This window comes from Cohnella sp. GbtcB17 (assembly GCF_019091135.1).
GTDB lineage: Bacteria > Bacillota > Bacilli > Paenibacillales > Paenibacillaceae > Cohnella.
The window spans coordinates 96,224-113,239 of the sequence record NZ_JAGXJW010000013.1 but is presented as its reverse complement, the minus strand read 5'-3'; the positions used below and the strand labels follow the sequence as shown (position 1 = coordinate 113,239).

Annotated in this window: 14 protein-coding genes; 6 read left to right on the top strand and 8 right to left on the bottom strand. The window is 60.0% G+C overall.

Annotated features, from left to right (window positions below; translation table 11 throughout):
- Positions 1-265: 265 nt before the first annotated feature.
- The 4 genes from KVT38_RS09460 to KVT38_RS09445 all read left to right on the top strand — a co-directional run bounded on the left by KVT38_RS09460 (position 266) and on the right by KVT38_RS09445 (position 3,688).
- Positions 266-1,012 (top strand): response regulator transcription factor, encoded by a 747-nt coding sequence (locus tag KVT38_RS09460; RefSeq protein ID WP_306795307.1) that lies wholly within the window; start codon positions 266-268, stop codon positions 1,010-1,012.
- Positions 1,013-1,990, top strand: a complete 978-nt coding sequence (locus KVT38_RS09455; protein WP_217593454.1) for a sensor histidine kinase — start codon at positions 1,013-1,015, stop codon at positions 1,988-1,990.
- Positions 1,991-2,076: 86 nt separating this feature from the next.
- Positions 2,077-3,021: an ABC transporter ATP-binding protein gene (locus KVT38_RS09450; protein WP_217593453.1), complete on the top strand. Its 945-nt coding sequence runs from the start codon at positions 2,077-2,079 to the stop codon at positions 3,019-3,021.
- Positions 2,993-3,688: an ABC transporter permease gene (locus KVT38_RS09445; RefSeq protein WP_217593452.1), complete on the top strand. Its 696-nt coding sequence runs from the start codon at positions 2,993-2,995 to the stop codon at positions 3,686-3,688. Before KVT38_RS09450 ends, KVT38_RS09445 begins: the two co-directional genes overlap by 29 nt.
- 12 nt (positions 3,689-3,700) lie before the next feature.
- On the opposite strand, the gene KVT38_RS09440 is transcribed toward KVT38_RS09445, so the two are convergent.
- Both KVT38_RS09440 and KVT38_RS09435 read right to left on the bottom strand, forming a co-directional pair.
- Positions 3,701-5,392: a response regulator transcription factor gene (locus KVT38_RS09440; protein ID WP_217593451.1), complete on the bottom strand. Its 1,692-nt coding sequence runs from the start codon at positions 5,390-5,392 to the stop codon at positions 3,701-3,703.
- Positions 5,385-7,232, bottom strand: coding sequence for a sensor histidine kinase (locus KVT38_RS09435; protein WP_217593450.1), 1,848 nt, complete (start codon positions 7,230-7,232; stop codon positions 5,385-5,387). The genes KVT38_RS09440 and KVT38_RS09435 overlap by 8 nt, the downstream gene beginning before the upstream one ends.
- Before the next feature lie 132 nt (positions 7,233-7,364).
- Here KVT38_RS09435 and KVT38_RS09430 point away from each other — a divergent pair, with 132 nt between their 5' ends.
- The gene (locus tag KVT38_RS09430) at positions 7,365-8,252 is read left to right on the top strand and encodes a carbohydrate ABC transporter permease (RefSeq protein WP_217593449.1); all 888 of its coding nucleotides are present in this window, start codon (positions 7,365-7,367) and stop codon (positions 8,250-8,252) included.
- Positions 8,252-9,085: a carbohydrate ABC transporter permease gene (locus KVT38_RS09425; protein WP_217593448.1), complete on the top strand. Its 834-nt coding sequence runs from the start codon at positions 8,252-8,254 to the stop codon at positions 9,083-9,085. Before KVT38_RS09430 ends, KVT38_RS09425 begins: the two co-directional genes overlap by 1 nt.
- Before the next feature lie 58 nt (positions 9,086-9,143).
- Here the strand turns inward: KVT38_RS09425 and KVT38_RS09420 are convergent, their stop codons facing one another.
- The 6 genes from KVT38_RS09420 to KVT38_RS09395 all read right to left on the bottom strand — a co-directional run bounded on the left by KVT38_RS09420 (position 9,144) and on the right by KVT38_RS09395 (position 16,809).
- Positions 9,144-10,658, bottom strand: a complete 1,515-nt coding sequence (locus KVT38_RS09420; protein ID WP_254639107.1) for an ABC transporter substrate-binding protein — start codon at positions 10,656-10,658, stop codon at positions 9,144-9,146.
- A 7-nt stretch (positions 10,659-10,665) separates the two neighbouring features.
- Complete coding sequence (locus KVT38_RS09415) at positions 10,666-11,427, bottom strand: response regulator transcription factor (protein ID WP_217593447.1); 762 nt, start codon at positions 11,425-11,427, stop codon at positions 10,666-10,668.
- Between the two features lie 3 nt (positions 11,428-11,430).
- Positions 11,431-13,161, bottom strand: coding sequence for a sensor histidine kinase (locus KVT38_RS09410; RefSeq protein WP_217593446.1), 1,731 nt, complete (start codon positions 13,159-13,161; stop codon positions 11,431-11,433).
- A gap of 152 nt (positions 13,162-13,313) precedes the next feature.
- Positions 13,314-14,840: an ABC transporter substrate-binding protein gene (locus tag KVT38_RS09405; RefSeq protein WP_217593445.1), complete on the bottom strand. Its 1,527-nt coding sequence runs from the start codon at positions 14,838-14,840 to the stop codon at positions 13,314-13,316.
- Between the two features lie 80 nt (positions 14,841-14,920).
- Entirely contained in the window at positions 14,921-15,850 is a 930-nt protein-coding gene (locus KVT38_RS09400) for a carbohydrate ABC transporter permease (protein ID WP_217593444.1), read from the bottom strand.
- A gap of 14 nt (positions 15,851-15,864) precedes the next feature.
- A complete protein-coding gene (locus KVT38_RS09395; protein WP_217593443.1) occupies positions 15,865-16,809 on the bottom strand; it encodes an ABC transporter permease in 945 nt (314 codons plus the stop codon).
- Positions 16,810-17,016: the final 207 nt, after the last annotated feature.

Sequence of the window (17,016 nt, the reverse complement as noted above, 5' to 3'; positions counted from 1 at the left end):
TGTTGCCCCCGATTCGTTTGTGATTTTGCGCTACGATGCTTATATTAAAGAACCGCGGCGGGTAACCCAATGTATTTAAGTAGCCTCTTGAGGGTAAAAAAGCGGACTCGTCGGGCGGTTCGCTTTTTTACCCTGGCGCAGCCTTATTATCTCCGCAGCCTTCCTTTCTAACCCTGCACCGTCCGGCTCCCCGTCGCCGCGCAGGATGGCGTTCCCCGGGCAGCCCCTCTATTCTATGTTATAATGAGTCCGCTCTTTTCTAAAAATGGAAGTCTTGCGAAGCATTAAAATAGAGGGAGGAATCGCCGTGGAGGGCAACCTGCTGATCATTGAAGACGATCCGGCGATCGGCGCGATGGTGGCGGACTATCTGGCCAAGGAGGGCTATACGTCGACCGTCGCGCATGACGGCGAGCTGGCGCTCGAGCGATTCCGCTCCGAGCGCTACGACCTTGTCCTGCTGGATCTCATGCTGCCCAAACTGAACGGCCTGGAGGTGCTGCGGCTGCTCCGGGAGCGCAGCCGGGTGCCTATTCTGATCCTGTCGGCCAAGGACGGCGAGGTCGACAAGGCGCTGGGCCTGCGGTTCGGCGCCGACGATTATATCGCCAAGCCGTTCTCGCTGATCGAGCTGGCGGCGCGCGTCGAGGCGTCGATCCGTAGAGCGACGCAATATTCCCATACGGAGCCCGAGCCCGATGAGGCGCCTGCGCTGCTGTCCGCCGGCGATCTCGTAATGGACCCGGACAACTTTCAGCTGTCCAAGCGGGGCCAGGAGATCAAGCTGACGGCCAAGGAATTCCAGATCCTGAGACTGTTCATCCAGCATCCGACGCGGGTCTATACGAAGGCGATGCTCTATCGGCTCGTCTGGGACGAGGAATATTGCCAGGACGACAATGTCATCAACGTCCACATGAGGCGCCTGCGGGAGAAGATCGAGGACGATCCGTCCGCCCCCCGCTATATCCGCACCCTCTGGGGCATCGGCTACCGTCTGGGGGAACTGTAAATGGCCGCGCTCGGATGGCTCTGCCTGATCACGGCCGCCGTCCTCCTCGCGCTGTATGTCCGCGAACGCATGAAGCAGCGTTCGGACCGCGCAGCCCTTGCTTATATCAACGCGAAGCTGGGCGAATTCGCCGACCCCGCCCAGCCCCTGACCCGGCAGCGCCTGCTCGTCATGACCCGCGATCCCGAGCTGCGGGAGCTGCTGCGCGGCATCAATGCGCTGCTCGACCGCGCGATGCAATCGGCCGCCGGCCACAAGCGTACCGAGCGTGCCATGCGCCTGATGCTCTCGAACGTTTCCCACGATCTGAAGACGCCGCTCACCGTGATCATGGGCTATGCCGAGATGCTGTCCCGGCAAGAAGGCCTCGCCGAGGACGAGCTGCGGAGAATGCTCGGCCAAGTACACAAGAAGACGGCCGAGGTGCATGAGCTGATCAACGCTTTCTTTGACCTGTCCCGGCTCGAAGCCGACGATTACGACATTCCGCTCGCCGTCGTGGACGCCTGCGAGGTATGCCGCCGCCGGGTGCTCGATTACTTCGACCTGCTCGCCGAGCAGGACTACCAAGTCGACATTCGCCTGCCCGAGGAGCCGGTATGGGTATACGCGAACGCAGAAGCCCTGTCACGAATCCTCGACAATCTCCTATCCAACGCCGTCCGGTACGGTGCGGCCGGGCGCTACCTTGGACTGTCGCTCTCGCAGGGCGAGGGCTGCGTCCGGATCGAGGTGGAGGACCGCGGACGCGGCATCGCCGGCATCGATCAGCCCCGGGTATTCGACCGAATGTATACGATGGAGGACTCTCGCAACCGCCACATGCAAGGGAGCGGGCTGGGCCTCGCCATCGCAAAGCGGCTGGCCGAGCGCTTGGGCGGCCGCATCGAGCTGGATAGCTTGCCGAACGTCCGCACCTCCTTCTCGTTAATCTTGCCTGCGTCCGAATACAAGCCGCCGCATGCTTCGCAAACTTAAGAAACAAGTAAGGTTTAAGACCGGAAAATGAGAGAGTCCCCTGTTAATCTAAGAACAGACGGAATACAGACGGGGAGTGAACAATCATGACGGATATTATCCGGACGCGGCTGCTGGGCAAGAGCTATGGAGCTGCGGATACGGTGTCGGGCGTCAATATGAGCGTCAAAAGAGGCGAGATCTACGGATTCCTCGGGCCTAACGGTACCGGCAAATCGACGGTGATGAAGATGCTGCTGGGGCTGGTCAGGCCGACGGGCGGCGAGATCGAGCTGTTCGGCGAGCGCCTGCACGACGGTTCGATCGAGCATCTCAAGCGAATCGGCCATATGATCGAGACGCCGGTCTTCTACGAGAAGCTGACCGCCGAGCAGAACCTGGAGCTTCATGCTGAATACATGGGCTACTACAACAAGCGGTCGATTCGGGAGGCGCTGGACCTGGTGCAGCTTCTGGGCGTGGAGGGCAAGCCCGTCAGGCAGTTCTCGCTGGGCATGATGCAGCGGCTCGGCATCGCGCGGGCGATCTCCACCCGGCCGGAGCTGCTCCTGCTGGACGAACCGATCAACGGCTTGGATCCCGAGGGCATCCAGGTCATGCGCAATCTGTTCCGCAGGCTGCGGGACGAATGGGGCGTCGCGCTGTTGATCTCCAGCCATCTGCTCTCGGAGATCGAGCAGGTCGCCGATACGATCGGGGTTATCCAAGGCGGCCGGCTGATCCGCGAGGTATCCATGGATGACGTTCGCGAATCGACGGCAGCCTACGTAGAGATCGTCACGACCGACTCGGTCCATGCAGCCTTCGTCTTGTCCGAACGGCTGGGCATCGCCAATTTCAAGCAGGTGGGCGAGCGAACCATCCGAATCTACGATTCGATGCTGACCCCGGAGCAATTGTCAAAGGCGCTCATCGTGAACGAAGTGCCGATCCACTCGATCAACCGCCGCCACCATACGCTGGAGGAGTATTTTTTCAACATGATCAAGGGAGGCGAGGGCCATGCTGCATCTCATCAAGCTGGAGCTTAAGAAGGGGCGCTTCTCGGCCTACGTATGGGGGGCGTTGATCGCCTACGCGCTCATCGCCGCCTTCATGGCGACACTGTACTTGACCGAAGGCACGGCATCCGAGGAGCCGGCCTTCCGGAACTATGAGGAGATGCTGCGCGGCATCGATACGATCGTGCGCGCGACCTTCATCGTGTATGCCGCGGTACTTCTGGCCAAGCTGGTCGTTAATGAGTTCAAGGACAAGACGATCTCGCTGCTGTTCGCCTATCCCGTGAGCCGCAAGAAAATCATACTGGCCAAGCTGTCGATGGTATTCGGCTGGACCTTCGCGAATGTCCTCCTGGCGAACGCGGTTGTCGGCGGCCTTCTCATTGCGATCAACGCTCGCCTCGGCCACATGTCCGATCCGCTGACGGCCCAAATTCTGTACGAGCACGGCATCTTCGTGCTGATGCAAGCGTTCGGCGCAGCCGGCACCTGCCTGCTGCCTCTCGTCATCGGCCTGCGCAAAAAGTCGGTGGCGACGACAGTCGTCTCCTCCATTCTGATCGTCATCATCGTGTGCTCCAATAACGGAGGCTTCAATCTGAGCAGTGTCGTCGCCGTCCCCGTGTCGCTCGGCCTGCTCGGAATCCTCGGCACCTTCATGAGCTTCCGCAACATCGACCGCGTAGACGTAGGCTGATGCGCGCTTGATTTACGACTCGTCCGGTCCCTGCGTCCGATACTCCGACGGCGACAGGCCGACGTAGTTGCGGAATGCCTTGGAAAAGTAGTTTTTGTCCTTGAAGCCGAGCATCTCGGATATCTCCTGAATCTTCAGCTCCGGCCGGTCGAGCAGCGCCTTGGCTTTGTCCATGCGCACCTTCTGCACGTACTCGTGAATGCCGAAGCCGTAGTGCTGCTTGAACAGCTTCATCAGGTACTCTCTGCTCAGGAAGTAACGCTCGGTGAACATCGAGATCTTGATATCCTCGAAGTAATGCTGCTCGATGTAGCGCTTGATCTCGCTCACGTCGAAGGCGCGCTCCGACGACAGCACGGCGCGCGCCAGCTCGGCGTACCGCTCGCAGATGCTGCAGAGCAAAGCCTCGTACTCGTCGAAGCCGGCGTAGTCGGCGGACAGGCCGAGCGCGCCCAGCGCGCCGTCGCCGCGGATGCCCGCAGCAGCCCCGCCGTCGCCGCCCGAGCCGCCTCGTCCCTCGGCCCCGGCCGCCGGCGGCAGTCCCAGCTCGAGCGCGAGCTCGCCCAGCAGGAAGAGCAGCTCCTCCAGCAGCCGGTCCGCCTGCTTGAAGCTGAAGCGGCCCTGCTCCCGCACGCCCGCCAGAAACTGCTGCACGACCGTCCGCGCCTGCGCGGCGCTGCCCGCCTCGATCGCCGCGCGCAGCTGAGGCATGCGCGCCGCAAAAGAAACGGCCGGCGCTCCCGCCTCCTTGCGCTCAGCCCCCGCCCCCGCCGGCTGCAGCGAGTCGCGGCGGAACAGATCGATGCCCTCCGCCGCCTCGGACGCGTCGCGGTAGGCGTCCGCCAGTCCGCCGACCGCGACGCCCGGTCCGCTCAGTCCCGCCGCCGTGCGGATGCCGAACAGATCGCTCAGCCCTTGCGCGATCTTGCGCGCGAAGTGCGCGGCGCGGAACGCGAGATCCTCGGGATAGCCGCCCGTCATCGAATGGATGACGATCAGCTCCCGGTCCCGCTTCGGATTCGCCAGGCCGAAGCTGTGGAACCCCGCTTCGGCGAACTCGCCGACCACGTTCGCCGCGGCGAAATGAAGCAACGCGGTCTCCCCTTTGAAGCGGCCGGCCGCTACCTCATCCAGATTCAGCACGCGCAGCACGGACACCCCGAACCGCATCGCCGGATCGTCGGCACCGATGAGCCGCAAGTACGCTTCGCTGCTCCCGGCCCGGAACGTGCGGGTCAGCAGCGACAGATAAATGTTCTCCTTCAGCTTCGGCAGCGACATGTTGAGCGCGATATCGCGGTCGATGTGGTCCCGCTTGCTGTCCCGCCGGGCGTCCAGGACGCCCGCGGCCTTGGCGAGCGCCTGATTGAGGTCGCCCCGGTTGACCGGCTTCAGCAGATAGTCTACGACCCGCGAGCGAATCGCCTGGCGCGTATAGTCGAAGTCGTTGTAGCCGCTGATGACGATCGTGAACAGGTCGGGATAATCCCGCTCCACCACCTGCAGGAATGCAAGCCCGTCCATGACCGGCATTTTCATGTCGACCAGCACCAGGTCCGGCCGCTCCCGCTCGAGCAGCGCCAGACCTTCCTGGCCGTTCGCGGCCTCCAGCACCTCGTCGATGCCGTGCCGCGGCCAGTCGCCCAGGATGCGGATCGCTTCGCGCGTCGGCTCCTCGTCGTCGATGATCAACGCTTTATACAAGACGTCCGCCTCCTCCCGCCGGGATCTTCATTCGCAGCTCCGTACCGCCGCTTCGGAGCGCTTCGATCTCGAGCCCCGCCTCCCCGCCGAACAGCAGCTTGAGCCGTGCGTCCAAATTGCGTAGGCCGATTCGCTCGCCGCTGTCGCTGCGGTCCCCCCACGCTTCCTCGAAGGAAGCCAGCACCTCGCGCAGCCGGTCCGGCGCGATGCCCGGGCCGTCGTCGCGCACGGCGATGACCGCCCGGTCCTCCTCCATATAGACGGATACCGCGATCGTCACCGGACGCTGCACCTTTTCGACCCCATGCTTGATCGCGTTCTCCACGAGCGACTGGATCGACAGCTTCGGGATCGACAGCTGGAGCAGCTCGTCCCCGATGTCGTACGACATGGCGACGCGGCTGCCGAATCTCGCCTTTTGCAGCATCATGTACCTTTCCACGTGCTTCAGCTCCTCATTCAAATAGACGACGTCCTTGCCGCTGATGCAGTAGCGCAGCGTCCCGGCGAGCGCATCGACCATGTCCGCCACGTCGTCGTTGCCGCTCTTGAGCGCCTTCGTCGATATCGCCTGCAGCGCATTGTACAGAAAATGCGGATTGATCTCCGCCTCCAGCGCCTTCAGAATCGCGCTCTGCTCCGTCAGCTTCATCTTGTACCGCTCGTTGATCAGCTCGTTCGTCCGCCGCGCCATGAGGTTGAAGTGCTTGGACAAATACGCGATCTCGTCGCGCCCGCGCACCTCGGTCACCGTCTCGAAGTCGCCCGCGCCGAACCGGCTCATCTCCTTGGACAGCCGCTTGAGCGGACGGGTGATCGCGTTCGAAGTCAGAATGACGAGCCCCACCGCAACGGCGAGGAAGCCCAATCCGATCCATAGACTGATGCGCCGCGCCTCCACCGCCGTCCGGTAGATCTCGCTGAACGGAATCGGCTTGACGAGACGCCAGCCGTCCTGCTCGTCGACGTTTTCGACGACCAGATAACGTCCGTCCGGTCCTTGCCAGTTGAATCTCTCCTTAGCCTCCTCCGCGTGAAGCGCGCTGACGAAGTCCTCGTCACCCGCAGCCGCCGAATAAAATTCCAGATCGTCGACGTGAAACGGCGTATCGTCCGCGTCCAGCAAGATGGCGTGCTCCCCTTCGGTCTTGGGGATGTCCGCCATGATCGCGTTTTTGGCCGAATCGTTCACGTAAAAGCTGAGGACGGCGCGCGCCTGCCGGTCCTTGAGCGAACGCAGCACCCGGTGATACGCCATGTACACGCCCTCCGGCGCCGTGCCGTACCCCGTCTCGCGCGACAGGACGAGCGACTGCACGCTGCGGTTGTGCGGATCCGCCATCGCCCGCTTGTACCAGGCCTGCTCGGGGATGCCGTCGTCCAGCGCGGCGCGCACCGTCACGTTGTACCGCTCGCGGGTCACGTACAAATATTTGCGTTCGTCCACCAGGTACAGGTAGATGCTCTGCAGATCGGACCTCGCGTAGAAAAGCGAACGCAAATAATCCTCCAGATATAGTCGGGAGGCATAGTCCTCGCCCTCGCGCTCGATAGCTCGCATGAGCGGATCGTAGTCGATCTGCGGCAGCGACAGCTGCTCGAGCTCGCCCATGTACTTGGCGTAGTTCTGATTGACCAGCTTCAGGTTGCTCCGATTGCTCGCGATGCTGTTCGCCACGGATTCCCGCTCGATGATCTTGTACGCGATGAACGTCAGGCTCGAGACGATCAGAATGATGATGGACGTGAACAGCAGAATCAGCTTGTTCACCAGCCTGCGGGAAGGGGCCTCTCGCAGCCGGCGCCCCGTCCGCCGCAGCCATTGCGGGAAAATATGCATAAGCGCCTCCGGTTCCAGTTCACCTTATTACCCTTAAGTGATTACTTAAATCCATTTAGGACGCATTCAGCGCCGTTTTATAATGCATTATAGCCTAAACCCGTCACACCACAAGAGAGAAGAGGTGCCGCTATGGCCTCGTTTTACCGCAAATGGCGCTCCAAGATGGAGTTCGGCCTGTTCACGCTGCCCGTTCTGATCTGCGTGGCCGTTGCCTTTTACATTCCGTTCGTCATGACCGTCCGCTATTCGCTGACCAAGTGGAACGGCATCTCCAAGCATCCGAAGTTTATCGGCCTGGACAACTTCAAGCAGATCTTCACCGGCGACGCCAACTTCACGAACGCGGCCTGGTTCACGGTCAAGTACGCCGTGCTGTATATCGTGCTCATCAACGTGCTGGCCATTCTGCTGGCGCTCGTCCTCGACGCCAAGCTGAAGACCAAGACATGGCTGCGGGCCGCCTTTTTTATCCCGTACATTCTCAGCCTCGTCATCGTCGGCTTCATCTGGAAGTTCATCTTCATGCAGGGCTTCGAGTCGCTCGGCGACAGCACGGGCTGGCATATTTTCAAAATGAGCTGGCTCGGGGAGCCGGGACTGGCCTTCATATCGGTCCTGTTCGTCTCGATCTGGCAGTCGATCGGCTTTTATCTCGTCATCTACATCGCGGGCCTGCAGTCCGTGCCGGGCGATCTGAAGGAAGCCGCCGTCGTGGACGGCGCCGGACCCGTTCGCCGCTTCTTCAGCGTGACGCTGCCGCTGCTCGCGCCGTCGATCACGATCGCCGTCTTCATGGCGCTGACCAACTCCATCAAGGTGTTCGACGTCATCCTGTCCCTCACCGGAGGCGGACCCGGCGGCACGACGTACAGCATCGCCTACGACATTTACCGCGACACCTTCACGAACAACCTGTACGGCTACGGCACCGCCAAGGCACTCATTTTGTTCGTCGCCGTCCTGATCATCACCGTCATCCAGCTCACCATCTTCAAGCGCAGGGAGGTTGAGGCCTAATGTCCGCTTCGAACAAAGCCGCTCGCTGGATCGGCGAGATCGTCATGGTCCTGCTCTCCCTCGTGTTCCTGTACCCGCTCTTCCTGGCGATCTTCAACTCGTTCAAGAGCTTCCAGGAGGTCATGTCCGACGTCATCGCGCTGCCGCATCACTGGACGTTCGCCAACTACTCGTACGTGTGGAAGTTCATCAACTACCCGCGCCTGTTCCTGAACAATACGATCATCACCGTATTGGGCCTGGCCGGCATCGTCCTCGTCTCTTCGATCGCCGCCTACAAGCTGGCGCGCACGAAGTCGAGGCTGAGCGGCATCGTCTACTTTATCTGCATCATGCCGATGCTGATCCCGTTCCAGTCGATCATGCTCACGGTGCTCAAGACCGCGCGGTTCCTACATCTGTCCGACAGCACCTGGGGACTCGGCCTGCTGTACTGGGGCTTCGGCGCGCCGCTGGCCGTCTTCATCTATCACGGGTTCGTAAAAGGCATTCCGAGAGAGCTCGACGAGAGCGCGATGATCGACGGGGCTTCCGGCTTCGGGCTGTTCTTCCGCATCATCTTCCCGCTGCTCAAGTCCGTCACGGCGACGATCGTCATCATCGACGTCATGTGGATCTGGAACGACTTCCTGCTCCCGCTCCTCATGGTCAACGGCTCGCCCACAACCAAGACGCTGACGCTCGCGGCCTACACGTTCGTCGGCCAGTACACGTCGGACTGGCAGTACGCGATGACCGCCATGGTGATGGCCGTCCTGCCGTCGATCGTCGTGTTCATGTTCCTGCAAAAGTACATCGTCAAAGGCGTCGTCGCCGGCGCGGTGAAAGGTTAAACGAAAAACGAAGACCGCTCGGCTTCATGCACCATGCCGGCGGTCTTCGCTGCGTTTCTTATGGCTTATGGCGCCCTCGCCAGGCATCCAACTGTCCTTGGACTTCCGCCCGCACCTCGTCGAGCCCCGCCTGCCGGAGCTCCGCGTTGAACTTGGGCAATACGGCGTCCACGTCCACGCTGCCGGTCATCAGGCCCGGATAGTACTTTTCCCACACCGTTCTGATATTGTCGAGCTGGACGGACATGCCGGCCAGATCCGGCGTGAAGCCGAACAGCCTGGATTTGACGTAGCCGGCGTTGGCCGCCCTATATTGGTCCCATTTGTCCAAGGGATCCGGGTACTCCCCGCCAAGCGTCTTGAGAATAAACCAGTTGCCCTGGGTGTACTGCACCCCCTCGTAGCCGACCGTCCCGTCCTGCTCGCCGCCGTCCCCCGATGACTTCGGCAGCACCTGCCCGTTGGCGTCCAGCGTGTAGTGCACGCCCTCGATGCCGTAGTTGAACAGATTGCGCACCTCGGGGTCCGTGTTGAGCAGATTCAGGAACTTGACGCTCTCGGCGGGATGCGCGGAGTTGGCGTTGACCGCCATGATCCCGCCGCGGACGGATTCGGTCGTGATCAGGGGCGGCGACACGGGGTGGGCGACGACCTCGTAGCCGCGATCCTTGCTCCAGCTGTTCTCCGCGAGCGGACCGCCGCCCGCGGGCTTCCAGAATACCCGGTCTCCCCGCTTCAGGTTCTGGCCCTCCCGCAGGGCTGCATCTTCATTGATGTAGCCCTTGAGATAATAGCCGCGGAGCGTGTCCAGCACACGTCTGGCTTCCTCCGTCTCGAAGATGCCAACCACCGGCGCCTGCGGGTCGAGCGATCGGACCATGAGCGGCAGCGGCTTGTCGGTCACGTACTCGTAGCCGTCCAGCGCGAAAAAATTTTGCGAATCCTTGTCCAGCTCCATCGGCTGATAGCCGGGCTCCTTGTCGCTGATCATCTCGAGCAGCGGCGCCAGGGATTCCAGCGTATCGTACTTGGCGATATCGATGCCGTATTTTCGCACGAGCGACTCAGGGTACATCCACTGCATCCGGACCGCGAGCTCCTTGTTCGTCGGCACGCCGTAGATCCCCCCATCCTCCATGCGGACGCCCTCCCACAGCACAGGGTCGATCGCTTCGTACATTTCCCGGCCGGGCCCGGCCAGCGCTTCATCCAGCTTGAGCCAGGCGCCCCGCTGCACGAAGGCCGCATAGTTGGTGGCGAACGCGATATCGAACGGCGAGCCCGTCGAGATCAGCGTTTGGAGCCGGTCGTTGTATTCCTGCCAGCCTACCTTGATATAAGTAATCGTAACCCCGATTTTTTTGGCCGTCACTTCATTAATCTTGTCGTTGACCTGCTTCAGGTCGGGATCGGGATTGCCGATCGTATAGTAGATCAAATTCACGGGGCGGCTCTCGCGCTCCGGCTGATCGCCCCCGGCCGACCGGGTCATGCAGCCCGACAGCGGCAGCGCCAGCAGCGCGGCCAGCATGGCCGTCTTGAAGAACGGTCCCCCGATTCGCCGATGTCGCATAGCCGCACTAATCCTTTCTCCGCAGGTCCGAAGGCGACTTGTGAAAGTAAGCGTTGAAATGCGTATAAAAGTAGTTCAGGTTGGCATACCCTACCGACTGGGCGATCGTCGCTATTTTCTCGTCCGTCGTCTGGATGCGTTCGCGCGCCCGGAACATCCGGTAAGCCATCAGGTACTCCGAAAATTTCATCTGCGTTTCCTTCAGGAAAAGCTGGCCGAGATAGGTTCCGTTCATGCGAAAGCGCTCGGCCACCGTCTTGAGGTTGAGATTGTGTCCGTACTCCGCCTTGACCATCTGTAGGATGCGGTTGGTCAGCTTGGACAGGCTGTCGTACCGCACGCCGAGAATCGGGTCCATGTCACGGTCGTCCGGCTCCGCCCCCTCGATCGTGCCGTTCAGATCCTCGACGATAATCCGCTCCACAAGCGCCTGCAGCTTGACGCGCTCGATGGGCTTGAGCAGATAATCCTTGGCGCCGCAGTGAATCGCCTGCACGGCGTATTCGAACTGCTCGTAGCCGCTCATCATTATATAGGTAGCGGGCAGCCGGATTTCTTTCAGCTTGCGGATGGCGTCGTATCCGCGCTCCTTGCCGATGCAGACGTCGAAGATCGCGAGGTCCGGACCGAACGCCACGGCTTTGGCGATGGCGCCGTCGTACGTCTCGCTCGTTTCGATATGCGCGAAGCCGAGCTTCTCCCAGTCCAGCGTGCGCTTCACGCCTTCCAGAATTTGCGGCTCGTCGTCCACGATCAGAAGCTTGTACATGCCTTACGCCCCCTTCGCAAAGGTTAAGGTGATCTTCACGCCCGCTTCCTCATTGTTATCGATCTGCATCGCGAAGCCTTTGCCATGAAAAAAGTGGAGCCGCGTGTACACGTTCCGCAGGCCGATGCTCTCAGCCGCGGAATCCTCGCTCAGCGACAGATGGCGGCGGATCTCGGCCAGCCGCTCCTTCGTGATCGTGGCTCCGTTGTCCACCATCTCCAGCACGTAGGCATCCGCGCGCTCCGTGCCGTTTACGACGAGCAGGTTGAACTCGTGGTCCGGATCGAAGCCGTGCACGAAAAAGTTCTCCGCCAGCGGCTGCATCCAGAACTTCACCGTAGGCAGCGACAGCAGCGCTTCGTCCACGTCCAGCTGGTAGAAAAAACGGTCCGGATATTTGAATTCCATAATCTTTAAATACTTTTGCAGCAAGGCAAGCTCGCTGCCCAGCGGGATGATATTTTCGTTTTTGACGATCTCGCGGTACAGCGCGCCAAGCGTCCCGATCGCCTCGGCCGTATCGTCCGAGCGGCCCGACAGGGCGGAGGAGCGAATGATTTCCAGCGTATTGTACAGGAAATGCGGATTGATCTGATGCTGAAGCGCCTTCATTTCCGTCTCCTGCTGCTTCAGCTTGAGCAGATATTCCGTCTGAATATGCTTGTTGAGCTGCAAGGTCATATCGTCGAGCTCCGCCGCGATCATCCCGTACTCCTTCTTGCGGTAGCGCGCGGGACTGACCGGCGTGAAGTTGGCGGATTTGACCCGTTCGATCGAATGGATGATGCGGCGCAGGAAGCCGGCGGCTTCGCGCAAATTGTAGGCGGCGAGCAGGAGGACGCTGCCCATGGCCGTCCATACCACTAACCATACGAGAAGCAGAATGCCCGCTTTCTGCCGCACGAGCACGGACAAGTCTACGACGCTGACGAATTGGTAGTCGAACGATTGGGAGCGGTAGGCGACGTAAAAGGCGCGGCCCAAGTCGCCGCGGCCAATGAAACCCTGGCTGCGTCCGTTCGCCGCGGCTTTGCGGAACAGCGCCTCCCCCGCGCGGTCTGCGCCGCCCGGGAGATAGACGTCGCCCGCAGGGCTGACGGCGGCGGATCCCATCCGCCGGTTGTTCTGCACGTTCGCGAACAGCGCATCGCTGCCGACGAGAAAACGGAATTCGCCGAGCTGCCGCGAGATCTGATTCGGATCGAGCAGCTGCTTGCGAATGACGAAGCCTCTTTGGATCGTCTCCTTGAATAGATCGTCCGTGTTCGGCACATTGAACTTGAAGCTCGTGCCCCCGCCGCTGCCGAAGCGCACGACGTTGCCTTGCTCCGCGGTATGGAGGCTGACTTGCACGATGCGATTTTGCCCGCTGTTGCCGAGAAATGCCTTCATGTCCTCGGGAAACGAGACGAGCGTCTGATCGAAGCGGCTGTTCTGAAGCCTGACCGTCAGATAGCCTTCCGCGCTGTTGCCGAGAAAATAGCGGACGTCGGCCACGAGGCCGGCGTTGGAGTATACCCGCTGCAGATAGGCATCGATTCGTTCGGAATCGTTCTGAAGCGCGCTCTCCACCCTCGAAAAGGAGTCCGCCGCCTGGCTCTTCGCGTTTTCCAGCCATTGCACCAGCAGCACGTAGGTGGCCAGCGCGCTTAAGCCAAGCCCGATGAGCAGCGCAATAACCGCGAAAGCGATAAATTTGCCGCGATAAATTTGAATTTGGAAAAAGGAAAACATGCGGCGCTCCCCTGCTGTCGGACTTATGTGGAGTTATGGTTTAACCATATACCGTATGCTTCGGTTAAATCAATCCTTGGCAGGCCGATGCAGACCGGAAAACCCGAACGTCCTGGAAGGCGCGTTCGGGCTCTTTTTATCCGGTTATCGTCTTAGGCTTTGAAGTAAGCGTCGATTTGCGCCTGCGCGGCTTGAATGATTTTATCCATGCCGGCCTTCCGCAGCTCGTCCGCGATTTTCGGCACCTGCTTCTCCGGATCGGATGCGCCGGTGACGAGCTCGTAGCTGTATTTGCTCCAGACGGACTTCACGTTGGCGACTTCCGTGGCGAGGTCGGTAATATCGAGCGCGAAGCCGAGGATCGTGGAGGAGGTCGCGGCTTCGTTCAGCTTGCGGACCTGCTCCCACTGGTCTTCCGGCGCGCCCTTGGTGACGGCCAGGTTAAAGAACGTGCCTTGCGTGTACGCGGGGAGCGGCCACGTATCGGTCTTGCGCTCGACGACGTTGTCGCTCACGTAATCGAAGTCGACGCCCTCTTCGCCGAACGCCAGCATGTTGCGCAGCTTGGAGTCGGTGTTGACCAGCTGCAAATACTTCAGCGCCTCTTCCTTGTACTTCGAGTTGGCGGAGATCGCATTCATGGAGCCCTGGATCGTGCTCGTCGTATAGATCGGGCCCGATACTTTCACCATGTCGTACTTCTCGATGCCCGCGTTGATCTGCCAGTTCACTTCGGCGCCCGGGAACGCCTGCGCGCTGAAGAACGGACGGTACGGATCCGCTTCGATCTTGGTCGGGGCGTCCGGATTGATGATGCCGTCCTTGTACCACTGGTGCATCAGCTTCAGGTTGGCCATCGTGTCCGGCTGCTCCAGCACGGAGACGACCTTGCGCGAGCCGTCGTCCGTCTTGACGCCGATCGGCGCGAAGCCGAGCGTCATATCGTCGTAGGCGTTAAAGAAGCCGTTGAACCCTTCGCCCTGCGTCAACGACAGCGGGTAGTAGCTCTTGCCTTCGCCGGCTTTGATGTCGCGGAACGGCTTATCCAGATCCTGCATCGTCTTGATGCCGGCGAGGTCGATGTTGTACTTCTTGACGAGCGCATCGTCGAATACCCAGTACTGGGTCGCGGACGAATCCTTATAGGTCGGCACCGCGTACACTTTGCCGCCGATTCTCGTTCCGTCCCACACCATCTTCGGCACGAGGTTGTACAGGTCCGGGGTCGCGCTCTGCACGAGATCGGTAATATCGGCGAACGCGCCCATGTTGACCTGCTGGCTGTACTTGCTGTTATTCGTGAACATGATGTCGAACGGTTCCCCGGAATTGACGATCGTGTTGATCTTCGTATCCCATTCGCCCCACCCGGCGACGCGGAGATCGATTTTAACGCCGATCTTTTCGGCCGTATATTCGTTGATCTTCTCGATGGCTTTGTCGTAGTTGGCCGGTATTTGCCCGCCGATCGTCCACCAGACGAGCGTCGGCACCTCGCCCGACTTTGTGGCCGGAGCGCTCGAAGACGCGGACGGCGCGGCAGACGAAGCCGCGGGGGAAGCTGCCGGCGAGCCGGAGGCCGAACCGTTATCGTTGTTCGAACCGGAGCACCCGGCCAGGCCGGTCATGGCCAGCGCGGCTGCGCCGATTAACAGCGGGGATTTCATGAATGCTTTCATCTTTTTTCCTCCCTCATGTCGTTTAAGCATGTACCTGAATGACACATATGATAAACCCGATCGATCCGGGCTTATTTCGGTTATCCTTTGACGGCGCCTACCGTCAGGCCGGAGATGAAGTATTTCTGGAAAAACGGGTAGGCCAGCGCTACCGGCAGGACGATGATGATTGCGACCGCCATGCGCGCCGATTCCTTGGGCATCGTGGCGACGAGCTGCGCGTAGCTGACGCCCATCGTCGAGGCGTTTCTCGCCAGGGCGTCGACGTTGCTCATCAGGCTGTTGAGCAGCGCCTGCAGCGAGTACAGGTTCTGGTCGTCGATGTACAGCAGCGACTGGAACCAGTCGTTCCAATAAGAGAAGCAGAGGAACAGTCCGATCGTCGCCAGCACGGGCAGGGAGATCGGCAGCACGATCGTGAAGTAGATGCGGAACTGTCCGGCGCCGTCGATCTCGGCCGACTCGATCAGTCCGTCCGGTATCGTCGACTTGAAGAACGTTCTGCAAATGATGACGTTAAAGGAGGACACGGCGAGCGGAAGGATAAGCGCCCAGATCGTGTTCTTCAGCCCCAGCAGCGACGAGTTGATATAGTAGCTCGACACCAGGCCGCCGTTAAAAATCATCGGAATGAACACGATCCACGTCAGCAGCCCGTTCAGCTTGTAGTTCGGACGCGACAGCACGTAGCCCATCGACGTGGTGAGCAGGACGCCGATCACGGTACCCGCCGCCGTGACGAGCACGGAGACGCCAAGCGCCCGCGTCATCATCGAGCCCTGCTTCACGATATAGCTGTACGCATCCCCGGATAAGGCCGTCGGCAGAATGCTGTAGCCGGTCTCGCGAATGGAAGATTCGTCCGACAGCGAGATGGAGAGCACGACCACGACGGGAATGAGGCACAGCAGCGCCAGCAGAATAAAGAGGAGATGAAAAAATAAGTTCGTTGTTTTACCGATTCGGTTGAACTTGTCGAGCCCCGATTCGTAGCTTGTCTGCGTGGACATAGGCAGCCTCCTCTCTAGATCATCGCGCTGTCCGGATCGACTCTGCGGACGACCCAGTTCGCGGTGAGTATCATCGCGCAGCCGAGCACAGATTGCAGGAACGACGAAGCGGAAGCCATGCCGACCGTCGCGGTCTTGAGCTGCTTAAACACGAGCACGTCTACCGTCGTGGTCACGTTATACAGAGAGTTGGAATCCCGCGGCACCTGAAAGAACAGGCCGAAGTCCGTGGAGAAAATGTGGCCGACCGCGAGGATGAACATCAGCACAATGACGAATTTCATCAAGGGGAGCGTAATATACCGGGTCTGCTGCCACTTGGTCGCACCGTCGATGACAGCCGCCTCGTAATAGGTCGAATCCATGCTCGTGATCGTCGCCAGATAGATGACCATCCCGTATCCGAGACCTTTCCACATATTCATGAACACGAGAAAGTAGGGCCAGTAGGAAGCTTCCATATACCAGTTTTTAGGGTCCCGGCCCACATCGGACAACAATTGGTTGAAGATGCCCTTGTCGTAGCTCAGGAACGCCCAGACGACGGCGGATACGACGACCCAGGAGAGGAAGTAAGGCAGGAACATCATCGTCTGGTACACCTTGGCCGCCTTGCGGCTGTGCAGCTGTCCGACCATCAGCGCGAGCGCGACGGGGACCGCGATGCCGAGGATAATAAAGACGATGTTGTAACCGATTGTATTGCGGACGACGATCCAGGCGTCGTTCGATTTGAACAGAAATTCGAAGTTTTTGAAGCCGACCCAATCGCTGTTGAACACATTGTTGATGAAGTTCCCGTGGATCTTGAAGTTTTTGAACGCGATAATGACGCCGAACATCGGCAAAAAGCAGAACAGAATGTACCAGATCGTGGTCGGGAGCGCGAGCAGCGTCAGCTCGGTGTCATGCTTGCGCCAGCGCGTTCGCTTCCTCTTGCGTGCGACCCTTGCATCCATGAACATCTCCCCTTCCTGTAAAACGCTTTCATTTGCCGGTTAGTTGTAATTTTAAAAAATCGGCCGTGCGCTTCCTAGACCATAAACAAAAGACCATAGTCAAAAAACGTTAGGTTTTTGCGCTTCTCCCTCCTAAACATAAAAAAACACCTCACAAGCGGAAGATCGATTATGGTGATCGACCGCCCAGGGATGTATAATCTTTCC